This is a genomic window from Allobosea sp. 05T433 (genome assembly GCF_056396065.1).
Genome location: NZ_JBFTKS010000016.1, coordinates 89,707 through 113,066, shown reverse-complemented (window position 1 = coordinate 113,066; position 23,360 = coordinate 89,707). Strand labels below are relative to the sequence as shown.

19 protein-coding genes are annotated in these 23,360 nt (G+C 65.8%); 4 read left to right on the top strand and 15 right to left on the bottom strand.

Annotated elements, in window-relative coordinates:
- Positions 1–41: 41 nt before the first annotated feature.
- The 15 genes from AC1DGP_RS21525 to AC1DGP_RS21455 form a co-directional block, all read right to left on the bottom strand.
- On the bottom strand, positions 42–1,073 hold the full coding sequence (locus AC1DGP_RS21525; protein WP_476832514.1) for an Ldh family oxidoreductase: 1,032 nt from the start codon (positions 1,071–1,073) through the stop codon (positions 42–44).
- Positions 1,070–2,770: a hydantoinase B/oxoprolinase family protein gene (locus tag AC1DGP_RS21520; RefSeq protein ID WP_441507089.1), complete on the bottom strand. Its 1,701-nt coding sequence runs from the start codon at positions 2,768–2,770 to the stop codon at positions 1,070–1,072. The genes AC1DGP_RS21525 and AC1DGP_RS21520 overlap by 4 nt, the downstream gene beginning before the upstream one ends.
- A gap of 11 nt (positions 2,771–2,781) precedes the next feature.
- Positions 2,782–4,830, bottom strand: coding sequence for a hydantoinase/oxoprolinase family protein (locus AC1DGP_RS21515; RefSeq protein ID WP_441507088.1), 2,049 nt, complete (start codon positions 4,828–4,830; stop codon positions 2,782–2,784).
- A gap of 184 nt (positions 4,831–5,014) precedes the next feature.
- On the bottom strand, positions 5,015–5,809 hold the full coding sequence (locus AC1DGP_RS21510) for an ABC transporter permease (RefSeq protein WP_441507087.1): 795 nt from the start codon (positions 5,807–5,809) through the stop codon (positions 5,015–5,017).
- Between the two features lie 12 nt (positions 5,810–5,821).
- Positions 5,822–6,712 carry an ABC transporter permease gene (locus AC1DGP_RS21505; protein ID WP_441490857.1) on the bottom strand — a complete coding sequence of 297 codons (891 nt, stop codon included), beginning with the start codon at positions 6,710–6,712 and terminating at the stop codon, positions 5,822–5,824.
- Positions 6,709–7,791: an ABC transporter ATP-binding protein gene (locus tag AC1DGP_RS21500; protein WP_441507086.1), complete on the bottom strand. Its 1,083-nt coding sequence runs from the start codon at positions 7,789–7,791 to the stop codon at positions 6,709–6,711. The genes AC1DGP_RS21505 and AC1DGP_RS21500 overlap by 4 nt, the downstream gene beginning before the upstream one ends.
- 20 nt (positions 7,792–7,811) lie before the next feature.
- Positions 7,812–8,792 (bottom strand): ABC transporter substrate-binding protein, encoded by a 981-nt coding sequence (locus tag AC1DGP_RS21495; RefSeq protein WP_441507124.1) that lies wholly within the window; start codon positions 8,790–8,792, stop codon positions 7,812–7,814.
- Between the two features lie 132 nt (positions 8,793–8,924).
- Entirely contained in the window at positions 8,925–9,593 is a 669-nt protein-coding gene (locus AC1DGP_RS21490; protein ID WP_441490859.1) for an RraA family protein, read from the bottom strand.
- Between the two features lie 12 nt (positions 9,594–9,605).
- Complete coding sequence (locus AC1DGP_RS21485; protein WP_441490860.1) at positions 9,606–10,412, bottom strand: carbon-nitrogen hydrolase family protein; 807 nt, start codon at positions 10,410–10,412, stop codon at positions 9,606–9,608.
- 144 nt (positions 10,413–10,556) lie between these two features.
- Positions 10,557–11,474, bottom strand: coding sequence for a LysR family transcriptional regulator (locus AC1DGP_RS21480; protein ID WP_441478019.1), 918 nt, complete (start codon positions 11,472–11,474; stop codon positions 10,557–10,559).
- A 185-nt stretch (positions 11,475–11,659) separates the two neighbouring features.
- Positions 11,660–13,159: a M81 family metallopeptidase gene (locus AC1DGP_RS21475; protein ID WP_441507085.1), complete on the bottom strand. Its 1,500-nt coding sequence runs from the start codon at positions 13,157–13,159 to the stop codon at positions 11,660–11,662.
- Positions 13,160–13,223: 64 nt separating this feature from the next.
- Positions 13,224–14,069: an ABC transporter permease gene (locus AC1DGP_RS21470; RefSeq protein ID WP_069880984.1), complete on the bottom strand. Its 846-nt coding sequence runs from the start codon at positions 14,067–14,069 to the stop codon at positions 13,224–13,226.
- Positions 14,066–14,998: an ABC transporter permease gene (locus AC1DGP_RS21465; protein WP_441490864.1), complete on the bottom strand. Its 933-nt coding sequence runs from the start codon at positions 14,996–14,998 to the stop codon at positions 14,066–14,068. The genes AC1DGP_RS21470 and AC1DGP_RS21465 overlap by 4 nt, the downstream gene beginning before the upstream one ends.
- 36 nt (positions 14,999–15,034) lie before the next feature.
- Positions 15,035–16,618, bottom strand: a complete 1,584-nt coding sequence (locus AC1DGP_RS21460; RefSeq protein ID WP_441507084.1) for an ABC transporter substrate-binding protein — start codon at positions 16,616–16,618, stop codon at positions 15,035–15,037.
- A 41-nt stretch (positions 16,619–16,659) separates the two neighbouring features.
- Positions 16,660–17,538, bottom strand: a complete 879-nt coding sequence (locus tag AC1DGP_RS21455; protein WP_113519031.1) for a MurR/RpiR family transcriptional regulator — start codon at positions 17,536–17,538, stop codon at positions 16,660–16,662.
- Between the two features lie 153 nt (positions 17,539–17,691).
- On the opposite strand from AC1DGP_RS21455, the gene AC1DGP_RS21450 reads away from it, so the two are divergent.
- The 4 genes from AC1DGP_RS21450 to AC1DGP_RS21435 all read left to right on the top strand — a co-directional run bounded on the left by AC1DGP_RS21450 (position 17,692) and on the right by AC1DGP_RS21435 (position 23,281).
- Complete coding sequence (locus tag AC1DGP_RS21450) at positions 17,692–18,957, top strand: NAD(P)/FAD-dependent oxidoreductase (RefSeq protein WP_441507083.1); 1,266 nt, start codon at positions 17,692–17,694, stop codon at positions 18,955–18,957.
- Between the two features lie 247 nt (positions 18,958–19,204).
- Positions 19,205–19,981 carry a DeoR/GlpR family DNA-binding transcription regulator gene (locus AC1DGP_RS21445; protein ID WP_441507082.1) on the top strand — a complete coding sequence of 259 codons (777 nt, stop codon included), beginning with the start codon at positions 19,205–19,207 and terminating at the stop codon, positions 19,979–19,981.
- Positions 19,982–20,119: 138 nt separating this feature from the next.
- Entirely contained in the window at positions 20,120–21,664 is a 1,545-nt protein-coding gene (gene glpD, locus AC1DGP_RS21440; protein WP_441507081.1) for a glycerol-3-phosphate dehydrogenase, read from the top strand.
- 123 nt (positions 21,665–21,787) lie between these two features.
- On the top strand, positions 21,788–23,281 hold the full coding sequence (locus AC1DGP_RS21435; protein ID WP_476776376.1) for a carboxypeptidase M32: 1,494 nt from the start codon (positions 21,788–21,790) through the stop codon (positions 23,279–23,281).
- The last annotated feature ends 79 nt before the right edge of the window (positions 23,282–23,360 follow it).

Below are 23,360 nucleotides of genomic sequence, written 5' to 3'. Positions count from 1 at the left end.
CGGCCGTGCCGGAGCGCAAGCCGCGCCACCCCATGCAGAGCCTATGCCGGTCTGGCGTAGGCCTCGATCGTGTCGAAGAGCTTGCGCGAAATGATGATGCCGTCGGTCGCCGTGCGTGTGCGGGCGCCGGCGCGACCCTCGCCCGGCAGGCGGGCGCCGGGCTGACCGGCCACCGCATCGAACAGGCGCTCGAGGCGGGACGAAGCGCCCTCGCCCACCAGTTCGCCAGGGTCGATCGCGATGAAAAACTGGCCGGTGCGGGGCGAGCCGCCGAGATTGTCGGCGAAGGAGGACGCATCGATCGAGAGACTGGCGCCGGTCAGCCAGGCTGCGAAGACCTCGACGATCAAGGCAAGGCCGGCGCCCTTGTAGCCGCCGGACGGGACCATCGAACCACCGGCCAGCGCGGCCTTGGGATCGGTCGTCGGATTGCCGTCCCTGTCCAACGCCCAGCCGAGCGGGATCGCCTCGCCGCGCTGCTGGTGGACGACGATTTCGCTCTTGGCGACGACGCTGGAGGATTGGTCGAGCACCAACGGCTCGCGCCCCGCACGTGGCACCGCAAAGGCGATCGGATTGGTGCCGAAGACCGGCGTGGCACCGCCCGCCGGCGCGATCGAGGCCGGAGCGTTGACGAAGGCCAGGGCCAGCAAGCCATTCTGCGCGATGCGTTCGACATGATAGCCGACCACGCCGCAATTATAGGAGTTGGTGACGGCGAGGGCGGCGATGCCCTGGGCCTTTGCCGCCTCGCACAAAGCCGGCAGGCCGAAATCGATCGCCGGATGGGCAAAGCCGCCCTTGGCATCGATGCGGACCAGGCCCGGCTTCGGGCTATCGAGCACGGGGCGCGCCTTCCCGTCGATCTTGCCGACGCGGGCGTGTTCGCAATAGGTCGGCAGGCGCGCGAGGCCGTGGCTATGCACGCCTTCGGCCTCCGCCGCGACGACGGAAGCCGTGATCGGCGCTTCGTTGCGCGGATCGACCCCGCAGGCGAGCAGCACGCGCCGCGTCAGCGCCTCGACCTGGGCGAGCGTCATCTGAACGCCGTCGGCGGAACTCTGCGTGTTCATGCCGCCTCCTCCTTGTCCTGTTCGGCGCCGTAGAACCGGGACGCGGCCTTCGGCGTCACCAGCCCGTCGGAGAGGTCCTTGGCGAGGCGCTTCGGATCGCGCCGCGCCGGATCGCCGAAGCCGCCGCCGCCGGATGTCTCGATGGTGACGGTGTCGCCGGCCTTCAACGGGATGCCCGAGACCTTGGATTGGAGAGAAAGTTTCGAGCCGTCCGCGCGCGTCACGGTGGTGCGGCTGAGCGAACCGGGCTCTCCGCCGCCAATGCCATAGGGCGCATGCCGGAAACGCTCGAAATTGGTCGAGAGCGAGCCCTCGGCCGCGTCCAATCGCCATTCCCGCACGAGGCCCAGCCCGCCACGGAATTCACCGGCGCCGCCGGAGTCGGGAATGAGCCCGTATCTGGTGAAGGTCACCGGGTACTTGGCCTCGACCATCTCGATCGGGGCATTGGTATTGTTGTGCAGGCCGCAGGAGAGCGCGCTCGCGCCGTCGCCTCTGGCATGTCCGCCCCAACCGCCAACCTCAATGTCGAAATAGACCTGGCGCTTGCCCTTCGGGTTCGTCGTCTGCAGCGCGTAGACATAGGAGATCGCGTAATAGGCAGCCGGGATGCGCTCCGGCATGATCTGCGCCAGCGCGCCGAAGACGGCGGTCGCGATGCGATGGTTGACGACCATGCGGCCGGCGACGGGCGCCGGGAAGACCGCGTTGACCACGCTGCCTTCCGGCAGCTTCACGGTGACGGCGCGATAGCAGCCGGAATTGGCCGGGATCTCGCCGCCGAGTGCCGCCAGCAGCGCGTAGTAGACGGCCGAGCAGGTCATGGCGGGGGTGTTGTTGACCGGCCCCTTCACCTGCGGGCTCGACCCCTCAAAATCGAGCGTGATGGTCTCGCCGCGCTTGATGATCTTCACCGCAAGGCGGATCGGCTCTTCCGACTGGCCATCATCATCGACCAGTTCGACGAAGGAGGATTCGCTGTCGGGAAGCGCCTTCAGCGCGGCGCGCACCATGCGCTCGGAGCCGTCGAGGATGGCCGACATTGCGGCTGCGAGCGAGGCGGAGCCGTATTTGCGGGCCATGCGCGCCACGGCCCGCTCGCCGATGCCGAGTGCGGCGATCTGCGCGTTGAGGTCGCCGCGCGTCTCGTCGGGCTGGCGCACATTGTGCAGCAGCATCTCGAAGACGCCGGTGTTGAGCACGCCTCTGTCGACGAGGCGCAGCGGCGGGATGCGGATGCCTTCCTGGAAGACCTCCGTCGCATTGGCATAGTAGCTGCCGGCCGCACCGCCGCCGACATCGACATGGTGGCAGAGCGTACCGACGATGCCGACCCGTTCGCCATCAACGAAAACCGGCCGGAAGGTCTGGATATCAGGCAGATGCTGGCCGCCGGAATAGGGATCATTGGTGACGATGACATCGCCGTCGTTCCACTGGTCGAGTGGAATGAAGCGATCGAGGATCGTGCGCAGGCAGTCCGACATCGAGTTCAGGTGAACCGGGATGCGCGCGGACTGGGCGATGTTGCGGCCTTGCGCATCGAAGACGGCGGTCGAGAAATCCAGGATTTCGCGAACCACGGTCGAGCGGCTGGTGCGCCAGATCGTGATGCTCATTTCCTCGGCCGCAGCGACCAGCGCATTGCGGATGACTTCGAGGCGGACGGGGTCGATGCCCTTGAAAATGTCGCTCATGGTGTCGGGCCTCACTGCGCGGTGATGCGGTCGGCGATCAGGGCGCCGGCGGAATGGGTGACGATGTTCCAGCCGGCCGGCAGGTAGATCGAGGTGTAGGGCTCTTCGACGACGGCCGGGCCGCTGACGGGATCGGTGGTGCCGATTGCATCGCGCTCCCAGACCGGGGTGTCGACTGCCGCTCCCCGGCCATGGACCGGGCGCGACTGTGCGGCCGGTTTCGCGGAGCCGGCGGCCTGGCGCGCCGGCACGGGCTTGGCCAGCGCTCCCACTGCCTTTAGGCGCAGGGCGACGATTTCGACCAGGACCTCGGGCTCGTCATAGGAAAAGCGCTGCTTGTGCAGGGCGTGAAAGGAGGCACTCGCCTTGGCGACACCAGCGGCCGAGAAATCAGCCTCGTCCAGCGGCACACGCAGGTCGAAGGCCTGACCGGCATAGCGCAGGTCGACGGCCCATTCGAAACGGCGTGCCGCGGGCGCGACACCGTCCTCGGCGAGCAGCGCTTCCGCCTCCGTGACGAGGCGGGACGCGGTCGCTTCCAGGCCCGGCGCGAGTTCATCGAAGAGGCCGATCTGCGTGGCGCCGAGATCATGGGCGATATCGGACCAGAGGATGCCCCAGGCCGAGAGCGTCGAGGCATGGGCGGGGAAGATGACACGGCGGATGCCGAGTTCCTCCGCCACCTCGCAGGCATGGACACCACCGGCACCGCCGAAGGACAGCATGGCGAAATCCTCGGGGTCGAGCCCCTTCTCGAAGAGCGAGAGCCGGATCGCCATGGCCAGCGCCGAATTCGCGACGTCGATGACGCCGGCCGCGGTCCTGTCGACGGAGAGCCCTAGCGGCGCCGCCACGGTTTCGGCAGCGCGCCGCGCGGCCTCACGGTCGAGCGGCATCGCCCCGCCCATGAAGCTCTTGCCGTCGAGCCGACCGAGCAGGAGATTGGCGTCGGTCACGGTGAGCGCGATACCACCCTTGCCGTAACAGGCCGGGCCGGGATCGGCTCCGGCGCTGTGCGGGCCGATGCGCAGGCGATTGCCGTCATCGACCCAGGCGATCGAGCCGCCACCGGCGCCGATGGTGCGCATCTCGATCATCGGCAGCCGCACGGGCAGGCCATCGACCTCCCCCTCATTGACCATCGAGACCACGCCGTCATGGACCACGGAGACGTCGAACGAGGTCCCACCCATGTCAACCGCGACGAGATTGGGCTCGCCGAGCTCGGCCGACAGGCGCCTGGCCGCCGCGGCACCGCCGCTAGGGCCGGAGAGCAGCAGGCGGGCGGGCTCACGCCCGGCCTTGGCCAGGCCGGACACACCACCATTGGACTGGACGAGGTAGACCTGAGTCTGCGGCACCTCCTCGGCGAGGCGCCCGGCGAGACGGTCGGTATAGCTCTGGACGATCGGCACCAGCAGCGCGTTCAGCGCCGTGGTCGACATGCGTTCATATTCGCGGATCTCGGGCGAGATGTCGCTGGCGAGTGAGATGGCGACGCCCGGCAGCAAGTCAGACAGAATCTCGCCAACGCGCCGCTCATGGGCCGGATTGGCATAGGCGTGCAGCAGGCAGACCGCGACCGACCTGACGCCGGCCCTGGCGATTTCGGACGCGATCCTGCGAACGCCGTCCTCATGCAGCGGAGTAATGATCCGCCCGTCTGCACCGACGCGCTCCTCGACGCCGAAGCAGAAGCGGCGGGCGACGAGCGGCTCCGGCTGCTCCAGGGTGATCGCGTAGACGTCCTTGCGGCCGTGCCGGCCGATCTGCATCACGTCTTCGAAGCCCGTCGTGGTGACCACTGCCCCGAGTGGCAGCTTGCGTTCCAGCACCGCGTTCGTCGCGATCGTGGTACCGTGCAGCAGATATTGCACTGCTTCCAGCGGGAAACCGAAGCGCTCCGACGCTTGGCGGATGCCGGTGAGGAGGCCGACGGACGGATCCTTCGGTGTACTCGGGGTCTTGATCTGGTGGATCGCGCCGGTACCGGCATCGAGGATCTCGATATCGGTGAAGGTGCCGCCGATATCGACGGCGATGCGGATATCCTGTTCCATCAGGCAAAACTCCAGGGTTCCCGCTCGCGCCGCGAGCAGGCCAGGTTCGAAGAGTGGGCGTTTCGGCGCGGCGGCGGGCCCTGCCCGACCGCCTTCAGTGTTCGGCCGGGCTAGCGGCCTGCTTCATGACAGCTCGAGACCATGCGGCTCCCTTTGTCCGGCCGTCCTGATGCGACCAAGGTGTTCATTTGACGAAGGTCTTGGCGAGGCCGGAGGTCCGGTCGACAACCAGAACGACGACGAGCGTGAGCACGACGAGCAGCACGGACAAGGCCGCGACCAGCGGATCGGCCTGCTGTTCGACGCGGTGATACATCGCAACCGGCAGCGTCGAGATGCGGGGGCCGGTCATGAAGAGCGAGAGCACGACCTCGTCGAAGGAGACGAGGAAGCAGAGCGCCGTGGTGCCGACAATGCCCGAGCGCATCATCGGCAGGGTGACGCGCCGAAACACCGTCAGCGGCGAGGCGCCCAGCGTCGCGGCCGCTTCCTCGACCGGGATCGGCAGGGTGGCGAGAGCGGTCGAGAGCACCCGGATGGCGTAGGGCAAGGTCACGACCAGATGCGCTGCAACGAGACCCTGGAAGGTCGCGAGTAGGCCATATCCGGAAAACACGATCAGGATCGCCAGGCCGAGCACGATCGTCGGCAGCAGCAGCGGCGCGGTGAACAGGCTCGACAGGAATTCCGCGCCGCGCGGCTTGAGCCTGACCAGGGCATAGGCCGCCGGCAGGCCGATCAGCAGGCTGAGCACGGTCACCAGGAAGGCGAGCAACAGGCTCGTCCAGAAAGCGGAGACCATCTTCCCGTCCGCGAAGATCGCCGGGTACCATTTGGTGCTCCAGCTCGAAGGCGGGAACATCATGTAGCTGTCGCCGGAGAACGAGATCGGTACGACGACGATCAACGGCGCCAGCAGGAAGATGAACATCGCACCGGCGAGGATCTTCAGGGCGGGAGAAATCGGGCGTTCGTCCATGATGTCCTCCCCTCACATGATTGCGCGCAGGGCGCGGGTGTAGAGCACGAGAGCACCGCCGAAGATGACGAGCACGAGGATCGAGAGCGTCGCGGCGAGCGGCCAGTTCAGCGTCACGATGGCCTGGTCGTAGATTTCGGTCGCAAGCAGGAAGACACGGCCGCCACCGAGCAGCTTCGGCGTGATGAAGGATGAGACAGCCAGCACGAAGCAGAGCAGCGACCCAAGCGCGATGCCCGGCAGGGTCAGCGGCACGACGATATGGCGAAACACCTTCCACGGCGGCGCGCCGAGCGTGGACGCAGCCTCCTCGACACGCGGATCGAGCCGGCCGAAGCCGGCAAGCAGCGCGAGGATCATGTAGGGCATCAGGATCTCGGTCAGCCCGATCACCACGCCGGTCTTGTTGAACATCAGCTTGAGCGGCGCGATGCCGATGGCACCGAGCGCATTGTTGACGAGTCCGTTTTCCGAGAGGATCGCGACCCAGCCATAGGTCCGCACCACCGCCGAAGTCAGCAGCGGCGAGATCACCAGCACGAGCAGGATCGTGCGCCATGTGCCGCTGGAGCGATGAAGATAGAGCGCGATCGGATAGGAGCAGACCAGCGTCATCAGCGTGATTCCGAGGCTGACCAGGATGCTGTTGAGAATGAGCTCGGCGTAGAAGCTGTCACGCAGCACCGAGGCCCAGGTCGCGAGCGTATAGACCTCGACCATCGCGCCCGTCGCCTGCGACTCGTAGAACGACATGCGCAGGAGGTTGAAGACGGGTGCGAGGAAGCCGAAGGCGTTCACGAGCGCGATCGGCAGGAGCAGCAGCACGACCAGCGGCAGGCCGCTGCTCCGCTCCGCGGCCGGCATCGGGGCCGCCATCGCTGCGGCTGGCGCGACGGCGCTCATGCTGCCGCTCCGTAGACGAAGATGTCCTGCGGCCGCCAGGACAGGGTCACCGGGCGGCCCGGCTCGATCACGCTCTCGCCGCCGCGGGTCGCGAGCTCGACCGAGACGATCTGGCCACCGACATCGACGTCATATTGCAGGATGTCGCCGGCGAAGATCGCGCGGGCGACGGTGCCCGAAACGTGCTGGCGCGCGGAATCCGCGGCTGCAGCAGAGTCCGGCGAAAGCCCGAGGCGATGCGGGCGGATCATCACCTGCACCGGTCCCTCGAGGCCGGCGGGAGCGGCTATGCGCTGGCCTGCGAACTCGGCCGCGCCATTGCGGGCGACAGCCGTCAGGCGATTGCTGCGGCCGACGAAGCTCGCGACGAAGGCCGTCTTCGGCGTCTCATAGAGTTCGACCGGGGTTCCGAGTTGTTCGAGCCGGCCCTGATTCATCACCACGACCTTGTCGCACATGGTCAGCGCCTCGACCTGATCATGCGTCACGAAGATCGCAGTGATGCCGAGGCGCTTCTGGATGTCGCGGATCTCGTTGCGCATCTCGTCGCGCAGCTTGGCATCGAGATTGGAGAGCGGCTCGTCGAGGAGCAGGATCGAGGGACGGATGACGAGCGCACGCGCCAGCGCCACGCGCTGCTGCTGGCCGCCGGAGAGCTGGGCCGGCCGGTGCTCCTCCTTGCCGGTGAGGTGGACGAGCGCGATCGCCTCCTTCACCCGCTTGGCGATCTCGCCCTTGTCGACTTTGCGCATCTCGAGGCCGAAAGCGACGTTGCGCGCCACGCTCATGTGCGGGAACAGCGCATAGCTCTGGAAGACCAGACCCATGTCGCGCCGATGCGTCGCGACCTCGGTCAGGTCGCTGCCGCCGACGACGATCCGTCCGGAGGTCGCGGGCACGAGGCCCGCGATCATTCTCAGCGAAGTCGTCTTGCCGCAGCCCGAGGGGCCGAGGAAGGCGACGAGCTCGCCCTTCGGCACCTCGAGATCGAGATTGTCGACCGCGACGAAGTCGCCATAGCGCTTGGTCAGGCTCCGGATCGAAAGGAAGCCCTCTGGTGCATCGGTTCGGCTGGTCATGGTCGACATCCTCCTTTGGCTCAGCGGCTCAGCGGGATCACCTTGCGGCGCCACTGGTCCATGATCGGCTCGCGGACCTTGGCGAGTGCGATCCAATCCACCGGGATGACCTTGTCCATCGACTTCACCGCCGTGCGCGCGATCGCGGCGTCCGAGATCTGCGCCTTGGCATTGGTCGGCGCGTAGAACATCGCTTCCGTGAAAGCCTTCTGCGCCTCGGGGCTGAGCGCGTAGTTGATGAACTTCGCGCCGGCATCCTTGCCGGGGCCGCCGGCGACCTGGTTGACGGTGTTGATCTGGAAGACGCTGCCTTCCTTCGGCAGGGTCGCACCGAGCTTGCCGTTCGAGGTGTCGATGTTCACCTGCGCACGGGCGTTCCAACCGGCGCCCACCGTCGCCTGGCCGGAGATGATCGTGACATAGACCTCGGGCTTCGGCTCCCAGGTCTGCACGTTGGGCGCGATCTCGCCGAGCGCGGCGATGCCCTTGTCGACATTCTTGAGATAGTCGGTGCCACCGCGCGCCTTGTCGGTGATCAGCACGAGCGAGAGGCCCTGGATGTCAGGCATGCCGGGGATTGCGACCTTGCCGGCGAACTTCTTGTCGGCGAGGTCCATCCAGGACTTCGGCGTCTCCTTCACCGTATCGGTGTTGTAGAGCAGCACGAGGTTGTCGAAGGTCACGGCGACGCCGTCGACATCGGCAATGCGCGCGCTGGGGTAGAGATCGGCGACGTTCGGGGTGTTCTTCTCGTCGATCTTGGTGAGCAGCTTCTCGTCGGTCGCAGCCTTCGAGACCGAGACGTCCATGATCACGACATCGGCCTGCGGCGCGGCCTTCTGGGCGCGCAGGTTGCCCAGCATCTGGGCCGAGTTCGGCATCGGGAAATATTCGACCTTGATGCCGGGATTGGCCTTCATGAAGGGCTCGACCACCGCCTTGGTGTAGCGCTCCTGGAAGAGACCGGAATAGGCCATCACCGTCACGGTCTGCTGGGCCATGGCGGTGCTTGACAGGAGTGCGGTCGCGAGCCCGGCTCCGATCGCGATCTTGGCATATGTCTTCATGCGACTTCCCCTCTGTTTATGGTTGCGCGAGCGGCTTTGTGCCGCCCGCTTCGACATGTCGGACATTCAGACCCTGGCGAGCTTGCCCTCGACCATGGCGGTAGCGCCGGAGATATCGGGCAGCTTCTCGCCCTTGCGCAGGCGCTCGAGCAGGACGAGTTCCTGCTCCTGCATTTCGATGGCGCGGCGGGCATAGGCTTCGGCCGTCGCGGCCTTGAGGACGACAATGCCGCTCTCGTCGCAGAGCACGGCATCCCCCGGCTCGATCGTCTGGCCGCCGACGCTGACCGGAACGTTGATCGCGCCCTCGGTGCCGAGGATCTTGGTCGTGATCGGCGACGGACCGCGGCACCACATCGGCATGTCGGTCTTGACGATCTCGGAGAAATCCGTGGCCGGGCCGTCGATGACACCGGCAGCCACTCCGGCATTCTTCATGGCGTGGGTGACGACGCCGCCCCAGCAGGCATGCTTGGTGTCGCCGCAGCGGTCGATCACGACCACATCGCCCGGACGGACGAGCTTGGTCAGGTAGTGCAACGCGGTCGAATCCGCGTGTGGGATGCGGATGGTGACCGCCGTGCCGGCGATGCGCTTGGTCGGCAGCACCGCGCGGATCTCGCGGTCGACGAAGCCTGAATGCAGGACATGACCGATGGTCGCGACTTCGCATTTCTCGAGCAGCGCAACGAGGCTGGCCGGAATCTGCGCCGGCATGGGATTGACGATGAACATGCTGCGCTCCGGTCAGCCGATGACGTGATGATTGGCGACGGGGACCGCAGCGCGGACCTTGGCGGTGTAGTCGAAATCGAGCCTGGCGCTCGTCGTGCCGATACCGTCGGAAGCCTGGGCGGCGATATGGCCCCAGGGGTTGATGACCATGGAATGGCCGTAGCAGGCGTTCTTGCCCTGCGCATGGGTGCCGGTCTGTCCGGTCGCCAGGAACCAGGTCTGCGTCTCGGCCGCGCGGGCCCGGGCCAGCAGTTCCCAATGGTCCTTGCCGGTCATCAGGGTGAAGGCGGCGGGCAGCACGATCAGATCGGAACCGGCGTCGCGCAGCTTGCGGAAGAGCTCCGGGAACCGGATGTCGTAGCAGATGGCGCAGCCGACCGTGGCGTCCCCGACCTTATAGGTCACGACCTCCTTCCCACGCGAGACCATGTTGGACTCACGGTAGCTCGAGCCGCCGGGAGCATCGACATCGAACAGGTGGATCTTGCGGTAATGCGCGATCTGCTTGCCATCGGGACCGAAGACGAGGGTCGCATTGAAATAGTCGTCACCGTCGCGCTCGCAGACGCTGCCGGCATGGATGGTGACGCCGTGCTTCTCGGCCAGGCCCGACATCAGGCGATAGCTCTCGCCGTTCGGAAAGGTCTCGGCGCTCTCGCGCATCGCCGCCGGACTGCCGTCCAGGAAGGCGTAGTATTCCGGCAGTACGATGAGATCGGGATGGTCCTCGGCGACGACCTTCTCGATCATGGCCCGGGCCGTCTTGAGGTTCGCGGACTTGTCGTCCTGCGAGTTCATCTGGATGAGCGAGACTTTCAACGGCGTTCTCCCTGCAGGTGTTGCCGCAGCAGAACAAACGCGAGCCGGCCCGGCAAACGCGAAATTCTTGTTCGCCTCGACAAGAATTGCTTATGAGAACGCCAGCGCCATGCCCTGCCGTTTCCTTGGGCATCCGCCGTATGGTCAGTTGGAGGCCGCGATCTCGACGGCCATGTCCGCGATCAGCGCCGGTAATGTGTTGCCCGGATCATCGGCGAAAACCGCGTGGAAATTCAGCGGCGGCAAGCGCGCATCGACATCGAGAACGCGTAGATCACCCGTCTCCAGGAACTCCTGCACGACGACGCGCGGCAGCACGGCGATGCCGACGCCGTCGCGGATCAGCCGCGTGATGGTGGCGAGCGAGTTGGAGTTGAAGATGCGGATCGCGCTGGGGTCAACTCCCGCCGTTTCGATCACCCGCAGCACGGCCTGATGCGGTTGGGAGCCCTTTGAATAGGCAAAGATCGGATAGTCGACGAGATCGGCGATCGCGAGCCTGCCGGGCTTGAGGGGCAGCTTCGGCGAGGCGATCCAGAGGCATTCGAAGGTGCAGAGCTCGATATTGCGGATATGGGGAGCGACGACCGGCCCCATGACCAGGCCGAGATCGATCTGACCGTCCTGGATCTGGCGCGCCAGGTTCAGGCTGGTGTCGACGTTCAGGTCGATCGTGACGTTCGGATAGGCTTCCTTCACGCGCTCGATCAGCCGCGGCAGCCAAGCATACACGACAGAATCGATCGCGCCGATCAGCACCGTCCCGCGCTCATTGCTGGCGTCGCCGATCGTGCGCTGGAAGTCATTGACCATGCGCACGATCGCTTCCGCCTGCGCCAGGGCGCGCTGGCCGTGCGGTGTCAGGCTGACATTGCGCAGGTCGCGCTCGAACAGGCGGACGCCGAGATCACGCTCCAGGGTGGCGATGCGGTTGGAGACCGACGCCTGCGTGGTGCAGAGCTTGTCCGCAGCGACGGAAAAGCTGCGAAGCCTTGCAACCCAGACGAAGGTTTCCAGGAATTTCAGATTCACGTTGGGCCAGCCCTCATCCGCCTTGGTCACCCATCGACCATGCGAGCGCAACCGGCAAGCAACCGATGCGCGTGACATGAAGACCGATACAGCCGGACCATAGCGACCCGGTGGCGGGATGGCACGCAGGGATGCCGCTGGCGGGCCGCCAGCTGGCCCCGGAGTTGCGTGTCGCCGCTCCGAGGGACAGTGAGGCGCCGCGCCCTTATCTCAGGTCAGCCGGCGAGCTGCATGTCGCGGTCGAGCGGGAAGATCGGCCGGCGGACATGCTTGTAGGGCAGCTTGGTCAGGTCGGGCGTGCAGAGTGCACCGCTGTCGCAGACCACGACCTTGCCGGCGATCGGCTCGAAGGCGGCACGGAAATGCTGCATGGATTTCAGCCCGACCACCCGTTTCGCAACCGGGTCGATCCCGAAGGCGCGGAACTGCTGCAGGTCGAGCATCTGGGCCGGGAAGGTAGCAACGAGGATGTCGATGCCGCCGACACGCAGCACGGCAGTCGTGCCCCAGCTTCCCTTCAGCCCGCCGAGCATCGGCCCGTCACCGACGAAGTCGCCATCGCTCAACAAGAGAAGCGTGCCTTCGAGCGCAAGCGGTGCGCCCCCGACGCGCGGATCGGTCTTGCCGCCGAGCCGGATCGAGACGCGGTCACCGACCGCGTGGCGATGCAGCTCCTCGGCGGCTTCCGGATCGATGATCGGGCCGAAGCAGGCATCCTGGACGTCGGCCGCGATCATCGCGCGCAGCAATTCGGTGGAGTCGCCATAGCCGCCGCCGCCCGGATTATCCGCGTAATCGGCAATGACCAGCGGGCCGTCCTTGGAGTCGAAGGCATTGGCCTGCCGGGCCGCCTCCTCGACCGTGAGATAGGTGTTCACGCTCTCGAAGCGCCGCGTCCACATGTCATGGACAAGCTCCTCGGCGAAGGCGTGGTGGGCGGACAGATCCCCCTGCCCCGTCACCAGGACGGTCGGGCCGACCTCCTCGATATCGGCATTGCCGAAGGCGCCGTTGACGCTGACGGCGAAGACATCGGGCTTCTGCTCATAGGCACGTGCCCGCGCGATGCGCTCGACCATCGGCCCGATATCGGTGCGCCCGCCATTGATCTCTTCCAGCATCGGGCGATGGGCGCGAATGGTGACCGGCCTGATTTCGCCGGTCATGGCGCGCTGCAGAATGCCGGCGGCCTGCCTGGCGCAGTCGCGCACATCGACATGCGGATAGGTCTTGTAGGCGACGATGATGTTGGCGAGCGCGGCCATCTTGGAGGTGACATTCGCATGCGGATCGAGCGTGATGCCGATCGGCAGGTCCGGCCCGACCACGGCGCGCAGACGCTCCAGCAGTTCGCCCTCGCCATCCTGGTCGAACTCGGTGACCATGGCGCCGTGCAGGCCGAGCAGGATGCCGTCCAGCCGGTCCTTGTTCTGCTTTGCGGCCTCGATGATGACGCTGGCGATCCGCTCATAGGCATCGCGCGTCACCGGCCCGCAGGGCTGCGCCGAGGCGCTGATCGTGTGGATCACCGTCCAGCCATTGGGGCGGCCGATATCGAGGAAGCCGGCGATCGGCGTGTTCGCCTCGCTGCGGGCCGCAACGGCCTCGTCGCCAAGCTGGATATTGCGGGACGCGAAGGCGGCGTAATCGGCCGGCTTGCGGCTGAACGTATTGCTCTCATGCGAGAATTCGGCGGTCAGGACAGTGAAGGACATGGCGCTTCCTCATACGTTTCTTCTGGCGGATCGGAACGGACAGTAAGCGGCGGACGGCAGGGTCTCAGCCGTCCCGCAGCGGCCGGCGAATATCGAGCGCCTCGATCAGGGCATCGCCGAACAGGTTGATGGCGATGACCGTCGCCGCGATGACGAGGCCGGGAAATATGATGATCCAGGGTGCGATGAAGATCTGTGCCGTACCGGAGCTCATCATCGCCCCCCAGCTCGGCAGGGGCGGCTGAGCGCCCAGGCCGAAGAAGCCGAGCGTAGCCTCGAGAACGATGGCATCGCCCGTCGCCAGCATTCCCGCCACGATCACCGGCGTGATCGCATTCGGCAGCAGATGACAGAACAGGATGCGGGCCGGGCTGGCGCCGATATTGATCGATGCCTCGATGAAGACTTCGTTCTTCAGGGTCATCACCTGCGCCCGCGTCAGGCGCGTGAACTGGGCGAGATAGGCGATGCCGATCGCGATGGCCGTGCTGTGCAGACCCGGACCGAGAATGGCGATCAGGATCAGCGCCAGCAGGATTTCCGGGAACGACCAGGTCAGATCGACGATGACGGTGACGATCCGGTCGAAGACGCCGCCGAAATAACCGGCGGCTGCGCCGAGCGATGCGCCGACGGCGACCGAGAGCGAGATCGACAGCACGCTGACGCTGAGCGAGGTGCGCGCGCCCTGGATGATGCGGGAGAGCAGGTCGCGTCCGAACTCGTCGGTGCCGAGCCAATGGGCGGCCGAGGGTGGCGAATTCGCCAGGCTCAGATTCTGGCTCGCATAGTCATAGGGTGCGATCCAGTAGGCGAGCAGCGCGCAGAGCACGAGCCCGAGGAGGAAGAGCGCGCTGAGCGCTCCCCGTGGCGAACGCGCGATCCGCGCGGGCAGCGAAGACCGGCTCATCGGGCACCCATCACTTCGCGCAGCCGCGGATCCATGGCTGCCTGGACAAGGTCGCCGAGCAGCGTGCCGAGCATCACCGCGATGGCGAGCATCAACAGGCAGCCCTGGACGAGCGGATAATCGCGCTGGCCGAGCGCGGTGATCAGCAGCGATCCCAGCCCCGGCCGAGCGAAGACGAACTCGACCGTGACCGCGCCGCCGAGGATCCAGCCGATGCGCAGGCCAAGGATGGTGGCGACCGGCATCAACGCATGCTGCAGGACATGGCGGAGCTGGATGCGCCAGAACGGCAATCCCTTGGCGTAGAGCACGCGAACGAAGTCGCGATTGGCCGTCTCGATCATCGCCGCACGGGTGACGCGGGCGATCAGCGCAGTGCCGCCGATGCCGATGGTCAGCACGGGCAGGACGAGCGCCTCCCAGCTGCGCGCACCGGAGACCGGGAACCACTCGAACTGGACCGCGAACATCAGGATCATCAGCAGCCCGAGCCAGAAGCTCGGAAGGGTCGAGCCGAGCAGGATCAGCCCCATCACGGCCCGGTCGAACAGGCTGTCGCGAAAGGAGGCGGCGAGCACGCCGACCGTGATGCCGATGATCGTGGAGAACATGAAGGCGAGCCCGCCGAGAGCAAGGCTGTGCGGCAGGTTCTCGGCGATCAGCTTCGCCACCGGCTGGCGCAGCACGATCGCATCACCAAGGTCGCCGGTGACGACCTTGCCGAGCCAGCGCAGATATTGGGCAATGAGGGGCTGATCCAGCCCGTATCGCGCAATCATCTGCGCCTGCTGCTCGGGCGACGACCCGACCTGGATGATGTGGTCGAGCGGGTCGCCCGGCACGAGATGGATGATCAGGAAGATCACCAGCGACACGGCCAGGAAAACCGGCACGAGCAGAAGCAGTCGCTTGATCGCGAATTGAAGCACGGCGCCCTCTCCCGCTCGAACCGGTCCGCGAACCCGTCAGTTGACGGGTTCGATATCGACGATCGACTGGCTCGACAGACCCGAACCGCGGATCTTCTCCGGCATGGTGACGCGCTTGCCGTGAGCAAAGAGCTGGACCGGCTGGTAGATCGGCGCGAACGGATACTGGGACAATACGTATTCGTGGTACTTGGTGAAGTTGACGACGCGCTCATCCCAATTGCGCGACTTGTTCATTGCGATGTCGTTCAGCTTCTCGGCCTCGGGATCGTTGAACATCGAGACATTGGGATAGCCGAGGCGCTTGGCGCTGAAGAACCAGTCGACGATATCGGCATTGGTCCAGAGATAGGCGCGGACCGCGAGCTGGTGGTCGGTCTTCTTGCGGTATTGCGAATTGATCGTGCTGGAATCGAGGATCGTGATGTCGGCTTGCATGCCGACCGCCTTGAGCTGGGCTTGAAGAACCTCGGCCAGTCGCTTGAATTCCGTGCCATTCTGGGCCCAGAACTTGACCTGGAGCGGCTTGCCGTCCTTGACGCGGATACCGTTGGGGCCGAGCTTCCAGCCGGCCTCGTCGAAAAGCCGCTTCGAGCGCTCGGGGTCGTAGCTGATCTTGTATTTCGGATCGACCTTGGACTCCTGCAGCGAGGAGATCAGGAAGGTGTCGGCCACTTCGCCGAGCCCGCCATAGAGGCTCTTCATGATCTCCGCCTGGTTCACGGCGAAGGCGGTCGCCTCGCGAACCTTGATGTCGGTGAAGGGCTCCACGCTGGTGTTGATCGGCATGTAGACCAGCTCGGTGCCCGGGATGGTCACCACCTTGATCGACTTGTCCGCCTGCATGCGCGGCAGGAAGTCCGTGGGGACGGCGACGATCAGGTCGGCGCCACCGGTCTTCAGCTCGAGATAGGCGGTCGATTCCTCTGCGATCTCACGAAAGGTCAGCTTCTTGAACTTGGCCGGCCCCTGGTTCTTCGAAAGGTCGGAGGCCCAGGCATAGTCGTCATTGCGGACCAGCACGGTCTGCTGGCCGACCGTGAACTGCTGCAGCTTGTAGGGGCCGGTGCCGACGGCCTCGCTGACGCCGAACTTGTCGCCGAGCGCCTGATAGGATTTCGGCTCGGGAATGCACATGAACGAGCTCGCGAGGTTCGAGAGCAGGTTCGGGTCAGGGTTCTTCATGTGGAAGCGCACGGTGAGGTCGTCGATGACCTCGACGCGCTCGATCGCCTCGACGGTGAAGGCGTTCTCGGTGCCCTTGAACTGCGGCACCCACCATTCGATCGTCTTGGCGTTGAAGGGCTCGCCATTGTGGAACTTCACGCCGGGCTTGAGCTTGAAGGTCCATTGCTTGCCGTCGGCCGAAGTCTCCCACGACGTCGCAAGCTGACCGTGGAAGCTCTGGTCGGCATCCTGAAGGACCAGCCGGTCATAGATCAGCGTCGTCGCCGTGTTCAGCTTCGTCGCCTTGATCGGATTGTAGGTCGGCGCGCCGACCCAGCGTGCCGTCAGCACGAAGGTCGCTTCCTGCGCGACGACAGCCGACAACGCTCCCGAGATCGCCGTCCCGGCCAGCGCGAGAGCCAAGGCAGCTCCGCTCACCTTCATCTTCGTCATGACGCCATTCCCCTCTTTTTTGATTGATGTTGGGTCTTCGTTCACTCGACGGGGCCTGAACCATCCCCCACATGCCCCGTGAATCGGCTGTAGAGCGTCGCCATCCTGTTCAGGCGCTCCTCGACGGACGGGCCGAGTTCGATGAAGACGCTGTTGACCAGGAGGCTGCCGAGGCTCGCCATCTGCGCGGTCGAGTCCCAGAACTGGTTGAACTCGGTCGAAACCACGAGAACCTCGTCGACGAGGTCCCGGCCCCAGTCGCAGAACGCGTCGGTCACGAGCGTGGTCCGGATGCCGGCCTGCTTGGCTTCGCGGGCCAGCAGCTTGGCCATGCGCGAGTAGCGGCGGGCCTCGAAGATCACGAGACAGGGCGACGGTCCGCCCGAAAGCAGCAGCTCGGCGAAATTGCCGCCTGCAAGATCGATGAGATGGACGCCCTCGCGTAGGTACTGGAGCTGGTTGGCGAGATACTGGGCGAGGCCCCGCTCCGTCTGGAAGCCCGTGACATAGACGGCCGAAGCCGCGGCAAGCCGCCTGGCGACCCGCTTCCATTCATCCGTCTGGGCCAGCTCGTAGATGGCCACCAGGCCGGAGATCTCGAGCTGCAGGCCGCGGGCGAGCTGATCCTCGCCGGCCAGGCTGCGCTGCTGGAAATCGCGCAACCGGTCGCTGATCAGCCAGGGCCGGTCGCCGATATCCTGTCTGAGCTGTTCCTTGAGATCCTTGAAGCTCTTGTAGCCGAGCGAACGGCAGAAGCGCCCAACCGTCGGCTCGCTGACCTCGACCTTTTCGGCCAGGCTCCCAGCTGTTTCGAACGGCACGCTGTTCAGGCGCGCCAGCATGTAGCTCGCGAGCGCCTTGTCGGCCTTGGAGCCGTCTTCAAGGCAAGCCTGCAGTCTCTGGCGCAGCGTCTGGGTCATGGGTTTGCCCGGTTGATGGCGCAATCAAGAAATTTTTCTTTCATAGTGTCAAACGATTTTTCTTTTCTTGCATATCTCTGAAAAATGAGGCTTCTCGAACGGGTCGCCCGGCCTTTGGGTCGAGCGCGACGCGAGTGATGCCGCCGAGGAGCGATGGGCCAAACGATCAAGCAATCCGACGTCATCGTGCTGGGCGCGGGCATCGTCGGAGTCAGCGTGGCGCTGCATCTGCAGGCTCGTGGTCGTGCGGTGACGCTGATCGACAAGGGCTTGCCCGGCGCCGAAACCAGCCACGGCAATGCCGGCCTGATCGAGCGTTCCTCGGTGATTCCCTATGCCTTCCCGCGGGACCTCTCCACGATCCTGGCCTATGCCTCGAACCGCTCGGTCGCGGTCCGCTATCAGCCGGATTTCCTGGCGCAGATCCTGCCCTGGCTCGCCCGGTACTGGTGGCACTCGGCAAGCGAGCGATTGAACCGCGCCGCCCGGGAGATGCTGCCGCTGATCGAGCGCTGCATCGGCGAGCATGAGCATTTCGCGGGGCCGGCCGAGGTCGAGCCGCTGATGCGTCGCGAAGGCTGGATCGAGTATTACCGGTCAGCGCGCAGCTTCGAACGTGCAGCCGAAGGCGCGGCCGAGCTTGGTCCGTTCCAACTGTCCTATGACGTCCTCGACAGACAGGCGCTCAATCGCCGGGAGCCGGCCCTGCAGGGCGATATCGCCGGCGCACTGCACTGGCGCGATCCGGTCACCGTCAGCGATCCCGGCGCCGTGACCCGCGCCTATGCGAAGCTCTTTACGGCGCGTGGCGGCGAGCTCGTCACCGGCGATGCGAAGGGCCTGGAACAGAACGGCGCGGCCTGGGCGATTACGACACCGCGTGCGCAGTATCGCGCCGAAGCGGCCGTCATCGCGCTCGGCCCCTGGTCGGACGATCTCTGTCGGCGTTTCGGCTACCGTTTCCCGCTCGCCTACAAGCGCGGGTACCACATGCATTACGAGGCGCAGGGCAATGCTGTGCTGAACCACCCGATCTGCGATGCCGAGGCCGGTTTCGTGCTGTCGCCGATGATGCGCGGCATCCGCCTGACCACAGGCATCGAACTCGCGGCCCGTGACGCCCCATCCGACACGCGGCAGATGAAGCAGGCGGAGCAGATCGCACGGCGCATCTTCCCGCTCGGCAAGGCGGTGGATCCCGCACCCTGGCGCGGGGCACGTCCGTGCCTGCCCGACATGAAGCCGATCATCGGCAAGGCGCCACGGCATGACGGGCTCTGGTTCACCTTCGGCCACGCGCATCACGGCTTTACGCTCGGGCCCGTCACCGGTCGCCTGCTAGGAGAAATGATGACCGGCGAAGAGCCGTTCACCGATCCGCGCCCCTACGCCGCCGAGCGCTTCACCCAACGTGGCTGAATAGGGATCCGAGGCTTGCTCGGTTGCGCTGCGATCATGGGGCGGCCAGCAGCGCCTGGAGCGGCCGCGAAATGGCACCTACTCCGGCGCCAGCATCGGCGTCCTGATGCATGACAGCTCCGGGGCTCCCTCAAGACTCGCTGATCCGGCGGGGCGAGTCTGGCGCAGCGTAATCAGACATTCACATTTTGCGTGATTTTGTTGCAAACTGAAAGCTAATCGCAATCACACTTGCAGTGACAGGCTCATGGATCAGCTCAGCACCCCTCGGCAGGCCGAGATTCTGGCCACGGCGCGATTGCAGGGAAAGGTCGGCGTCGACGAGCTGGCCGCTCGCTTCGATGTGAGCCCCCAGACGATTCGCAAGGACCTCAACGAGCTGTGTGACCGCAGGCTGATGACCCGCATCCATGGCGGCGCCGTCATCGCTTCGGGGGTCGAGAACGTCGCCTACGAGGCCCGCCGCTTCATTGCGCAGGCCGAAAAGCGCGCCATCGGCGAAGCGGCCGCCCGGCTGATTCCCAACAACGCCTCGCTCTTCATCAATATCGGCACCACGACCGAGGAGGTCGCGCGCGCCTTGATGCAACATGAGGACCTGATGGTCATCACCAACAACCTGAATGTCGCGACGCTGCTGTACCGGCAGCCCAGGATCGACGTAGTGTTGGCCGGCGGGCCGGTCCGGCGCACGGATGGCGGGTTGATCGGCTCGAGCACGGCCGAGTTCATCAGCCAGTTCAAGGTCGATTATGCCGTGATCGGGGCCTCGGCCATCGACGAGGACGGTGCGCTGCTCGATTTCGACTTCCGTGAGGTCAAGATCTCGCGCGCGATCATCGATAATGCACGGCGGGTGATGCTGGTTGCCGACCGGCTGAAACTGGAGCGGGCGGCCCCGATCCGCATCGGGCACCTTTCCGAGGTCGATGTCTTCGTCACCGACGAACTGCCCTCGCCCGCGTTGCGAACCCTATGCAAAGGTGAGGCCGTCCAACTCGTCGAAGTCGGCCGCCGGGATTGAGCCGCAACTCGCCCCCTATTCGGGCGAACGCGCCGTGCTGGCCGAGCCATTGCTTTCGCTTTTAGGTTCACCTATTCAAAAATCATCATCAAAACGAAATCAAACCTGAAACTATCACCCGCCAGCCGGAGAGACGCCGTGACCGCCGTTCCCGAGATTGCCGCCCAGCCATATGATCTCGCGATCATCGGCGGTGGTGTGAATGGCTGCGGCATCGCGCGCGACGCATCCGGCCGCGGCGCCTCCGTCATCCTGTTCGAACAGAGCGACCTCGCCAGCGCGACCTCCTCGGCCTCGACCAAGCTGATCCATGGTGGTCTGCGTTATCTCGAGCATTACGAGTTCCGGCTGGTGCGCGAGGCGCTGATGGAGCGGGAGGTGCTCTGGCAGCTTGCGCCGCACATCATCCGGCCGCTGCGGTTCGTGCTGCCGCATCACAAGGGCCTGCGCCCGGCCTGGCTGCTGCGGCTTGGTCTCTTCCTCTATGACCATATCGGCGGCAGAAAGCTCCTGCCGCCGACCAGCACTATCGACCTCCGGCACGCCCCGCAGGGCGAGCCGCTGAAGCCGGAGCTGGTGAAAGCCTTCGAGTACTCGGATTGCTGGGTCGAGGATTCGCGGCTCGTCGTGCTGAACGCAGCCGACGCGGCAGCGCGCGGCGCGGACATCCACACCCGCACGAAGGTGCTCCATGCCGAGCGCGAGGGTGACGCCTGGCGAATCACGACCGTGCGGGACGGCGTGCGCAACAGCGTCCGCGCCAAGGCCCTGGTGAATGCGGCCGGGCCCTGGGTCGGGCAGGTGCTGAACGGGATCGTCCGCTCGAACACGCAGGCCGCCGTGCGCATGGTCCAGGGCAGCCATATCGTGGTGCGCAAGCTCTACGAGCATGACCGCTGCTATATCTTCCAGAATTCCGACGGCCGGATCGTCTTCGCCATTCCCTATGAGCGCGACTTCACGCTGATCGGCACGACCGATCGCGACTACCACGGCGATCCCGCGACCGCTTCGGCCACGGCCGAGGAGATCGACTATCTCTGCGCGGCGGCAAGCGAGTATTTCAAGCAGCCGGTGACGCGTGAGGGCGTCGTCTGGACCTATTCCGGCGTTCGGCCGCTCTATGACGATGGCGCCTCCATGGCTCAGGAAGCAACGCGCGATTATGTCCTGACGCTCGACGCACCCGAGAGGGAGGCGCCGCTATTGTCGGTCTTTGGCGGGAAGATCACCACCTATCGCCGGCTGGCGGAGGCTGCAATCGCGCGCCTGGCGCCGCATGCGGGCTGGGCGAAGCAGCCCGGCTGGACTGTCAGCGGCCCCTTGCCGGGGGGCGACTTTCCGGTCACCGGCTTCGATACGCTCGCAGCCTCGCTCAGTGCCGCGCATCCGTGGCTGCCGCGCGAGACCGTCACCCGGCTCGCCCGTGCCTACGGCACCCGGGCCCGCGATATCCTTGATGGCACAGGCTCGCTCGCTGACCTTGGCCAGCATTTCGGCGCCGATCTCTATGAGCGCGAAGTCCGCTACCTCATGCGTGCGGAATGGGCCGAGCGGGCCGAGGATGTGCTCTGGCGCCGGAGCAAGCTCGGGTTGAGGCTGTCGGAGGCCGGCGCCCGGACACTCGACGCCTTCATGACCGCGACCGCGGAAGCACGCCTCGCCCCTGCGACGCGAGGCTGATCTCCTGCAGTTCATCCATGGGCTTGTGAGGCGCCCGCCTGCTCCCGTGCGCTTGATCAAGCCCTGGGAATGACGCACCACTTTGCGCCCTGCCCTACGGCTACCGGATTGCGAGTTTCCGCCATGACTGCCTATGCCGAGATTTCCGCCCATTTCAGCCGCGTCGCCGCCCTGTCCAATGCCATTGGCATCCTGCAATGGGACAATGACGCGATGATGCCAAAGGGAGCGGCCGATACGCGGGCCGAGAGCATGGCGTTGCTGCATGTGCTGCGCCACGGCATGGTGACCGAGCTGCGTATCGGCGACTGGCTATCAGAAGCCGAGGCCGATACGACGCTTGGCGCCTGGGAGCGGGCGAATCTGCGCGAGATCCGGCGCAGCTGGACGGTCGAGACCGCGTTGCCCAGCGATCTGGTCGAAGCATCGAGCAAGGCAGTTTCGGCCTGTGAGATGCGCTGGCGCCAGGCCCGGGCCGATTCGGATTTTGCCGGCCTGCTGCCCTTTCTGGCCGAGGTGCTCAAGCTTCAGCGCGAGATCGGGCGGGCCAAGGGCGAGCGGCTCGGGCTCTCGCCCTATGATGCGCTGCTGAATGATTACGAGCCCGGCGGCCGCGCGCAGCGGATCGACGGGCTGTTCGACGATCTCGCGGCCTTCCTGCCGGGGTTCACGCAGGAGGCGCTGGCAGCGCAGGCCAGGCGGCCTGCCGCCCCGAGTCTGGAAGGGCCCTTTCCGATCGAGGCGCAGCGCCGGCTCGGCCTGAAGATGATGGCGGCGCTCGGCTATGATTTCGAGCGTGGCCGGCTCGACATCTCGACACATCCCTTCTGCGGGGGTGCCGACAATGATGTGCGTATCACCACCCGCTATGACGAGGCCGACTTCACCAAGGCCCTGATGGGCGTGTTGCACGAGACCGGTCATGCCCTCTACGAGCAGGGCCGCCCGCAAGCCTGGTTGAGCCAGCCGGTCAGCCATGCGCGCGGCATGAGCCTGCACGAGAGCCAGTCGCTGCTGATCGAGATGCAGGCCTGCCGGAGCCATGAATTCATGAGCTTCGCGGCACCGCTGATGCGCGAGGCCTTTGGCGCGAGCGGTGCGGCCTGGGACGCCGGGGCCCTGTGGCGCAATGCGACGCGGGTCCAGCCCGGCTTCATTCGCGTCGATGCCGACGAGGTCACCTATCCCGCCCATGTCATCCTGCGCTATCGACTGGAGCAGGCCCTGATTGCGGACGCCATGCCGCTCTCGGAGCTGCCCTCGGCCTGGAACGAGCAGATGCGGCAGCTGCTCGGCATCACGCCGCCGGACGACCGTCTCGGCTGCTTGCAGGACGTGCACTGGCCGAGCGGCGGCTGGGGCTATTTCCCGACCTATACGCTCGGTGCGATGACGGCCGCGCAGATCTTCGACGCAGCCTGCCGGACCCAGCCGGAGATCCTGCCCGCCATCGGGCGCGGCGATTTCTCCCCGCTCCTCGACTGGTTGCGGACCAACATCCACAGCCAGGGCTCGCTCTACGAGACGGACGAGTTGCTGACCCGCGCCACCGGCCGCCCGCTCGACGCTGGAGTGTTCAAGGCGCATCTGCGCCGACGCTATGTCGGAGAAGGGTGACATCGCCCGCAATAGAGCTGGCAGAAATGTAAGATATCTTCCACAATCGCGAACAGGCCGCGCGCGGCGCTCCCGCGCC

Coding starts and splice junctions, on each gene's coding strand:
- AC1DGP_RS21490 (WP_441490859.1), bottom strand. CDS start 9,593: ATGTTCATCGTCAATCCCATGCCGGCGCAGATTCCGGCCAGCCTCGTT.
- AC1DGP_RS21495 (WP_441507124.1), bottom strand. CDS start 8,792: ATGGCCCAGCAGACCGTGACGGTGATGGCCTATTCCGGTCTCTTCCAG.
- AC1DGP_RS21475 (WP_441507085.1), bottom strand. CDS start 13,159: ATGTCCTTCACTGTCCTGACCGCCGAATTCTCGCATGAGAGCAATACG.
- AC1DGP_RS21500 (WP_441507086.1), bottom strand. CDS start 7,791: ATGACCAGCCGAACCGATGCACCAGAGGGCTTCCTTTCGATCCGGAGC.
- AC1DGP_RS21520 (WP_441507089.1), bottom strand. CDS start 2,770: ATGAGCGACATTTTCAAGGGCATCGACCCCGTCCGCCTCGAAGTCATC.
- AC1DGP_RS21515 (WP_441507088.1), bottom strand. CDS start 4,830: ATGGAACAGGATATCCGCATCGCCGTCGATATCGGCGGCACCTTCACC.
- AC1DGP_RS21435 (WP_476776376.1), top strand. CDS start 21,788: ATGACTGCCTATGCCGAGATTTCCGCCCATTTCAGCCGCGTCGCCGCC.
- AC1DGP_RS21445 (WP_441507082.1), top strand. CDS start 19,205: ATGGATCAGCTCAGCACCCCTCGGCAGGCCGAGATTCTGGCCACGGCG.
- AC1DGP_RS21470 (WP_069880984.1), bottom strand. CDS start 14,069: ATGAGCCGGTCTTCGCTGCCCGCGCGGATCGCGCGTTCGCCACGGGGA.
- AC1DGP_RS21510 (WP_441507087.1), bottom strand. CDS start 5,809: ATGGACGAACGCCCGATTTCTCCCGCCCTGAAGATCCTCGCCGGTGCG.
- AC1DGP_RS21450 (WP_441507083.1), top strand. CDS start 17,692: ATGGGCCAAACGATCAAGCAATCCGACGTCATCGTGCTGGGCGCGGGC.
- AC1DGP_RS21505 (WP_441490857.1), bottom strand. CDS start 6,712: ATGAGCGCCGTCGCGCCAGCCGCAGCGATGGCGGCCCCGATGCCGGCC.
- AC1DGP_RS21525 (WP_476832514.1), bottom strand. CDS start 1,073: ATGAACACGCAGAGTTCCGCCGACGGCGTTCAGATGACGCTCGCCCAG.
- AC1DGP_RS21455 (WP_113519031.1), bottom strand. CDS start 17,538: ATGACCCAGACGCTGCGCCAGAGACTGCAGGCTTGCCTTGAAGACGGC.
- AC1DGP_RS21460 (WP_441507084.1), bottom strand. CDS start 16,618: ATGACGAAGATGAAGGTGAGCGGAGCTGCCTTGGCTCTCGCGCTGGCC.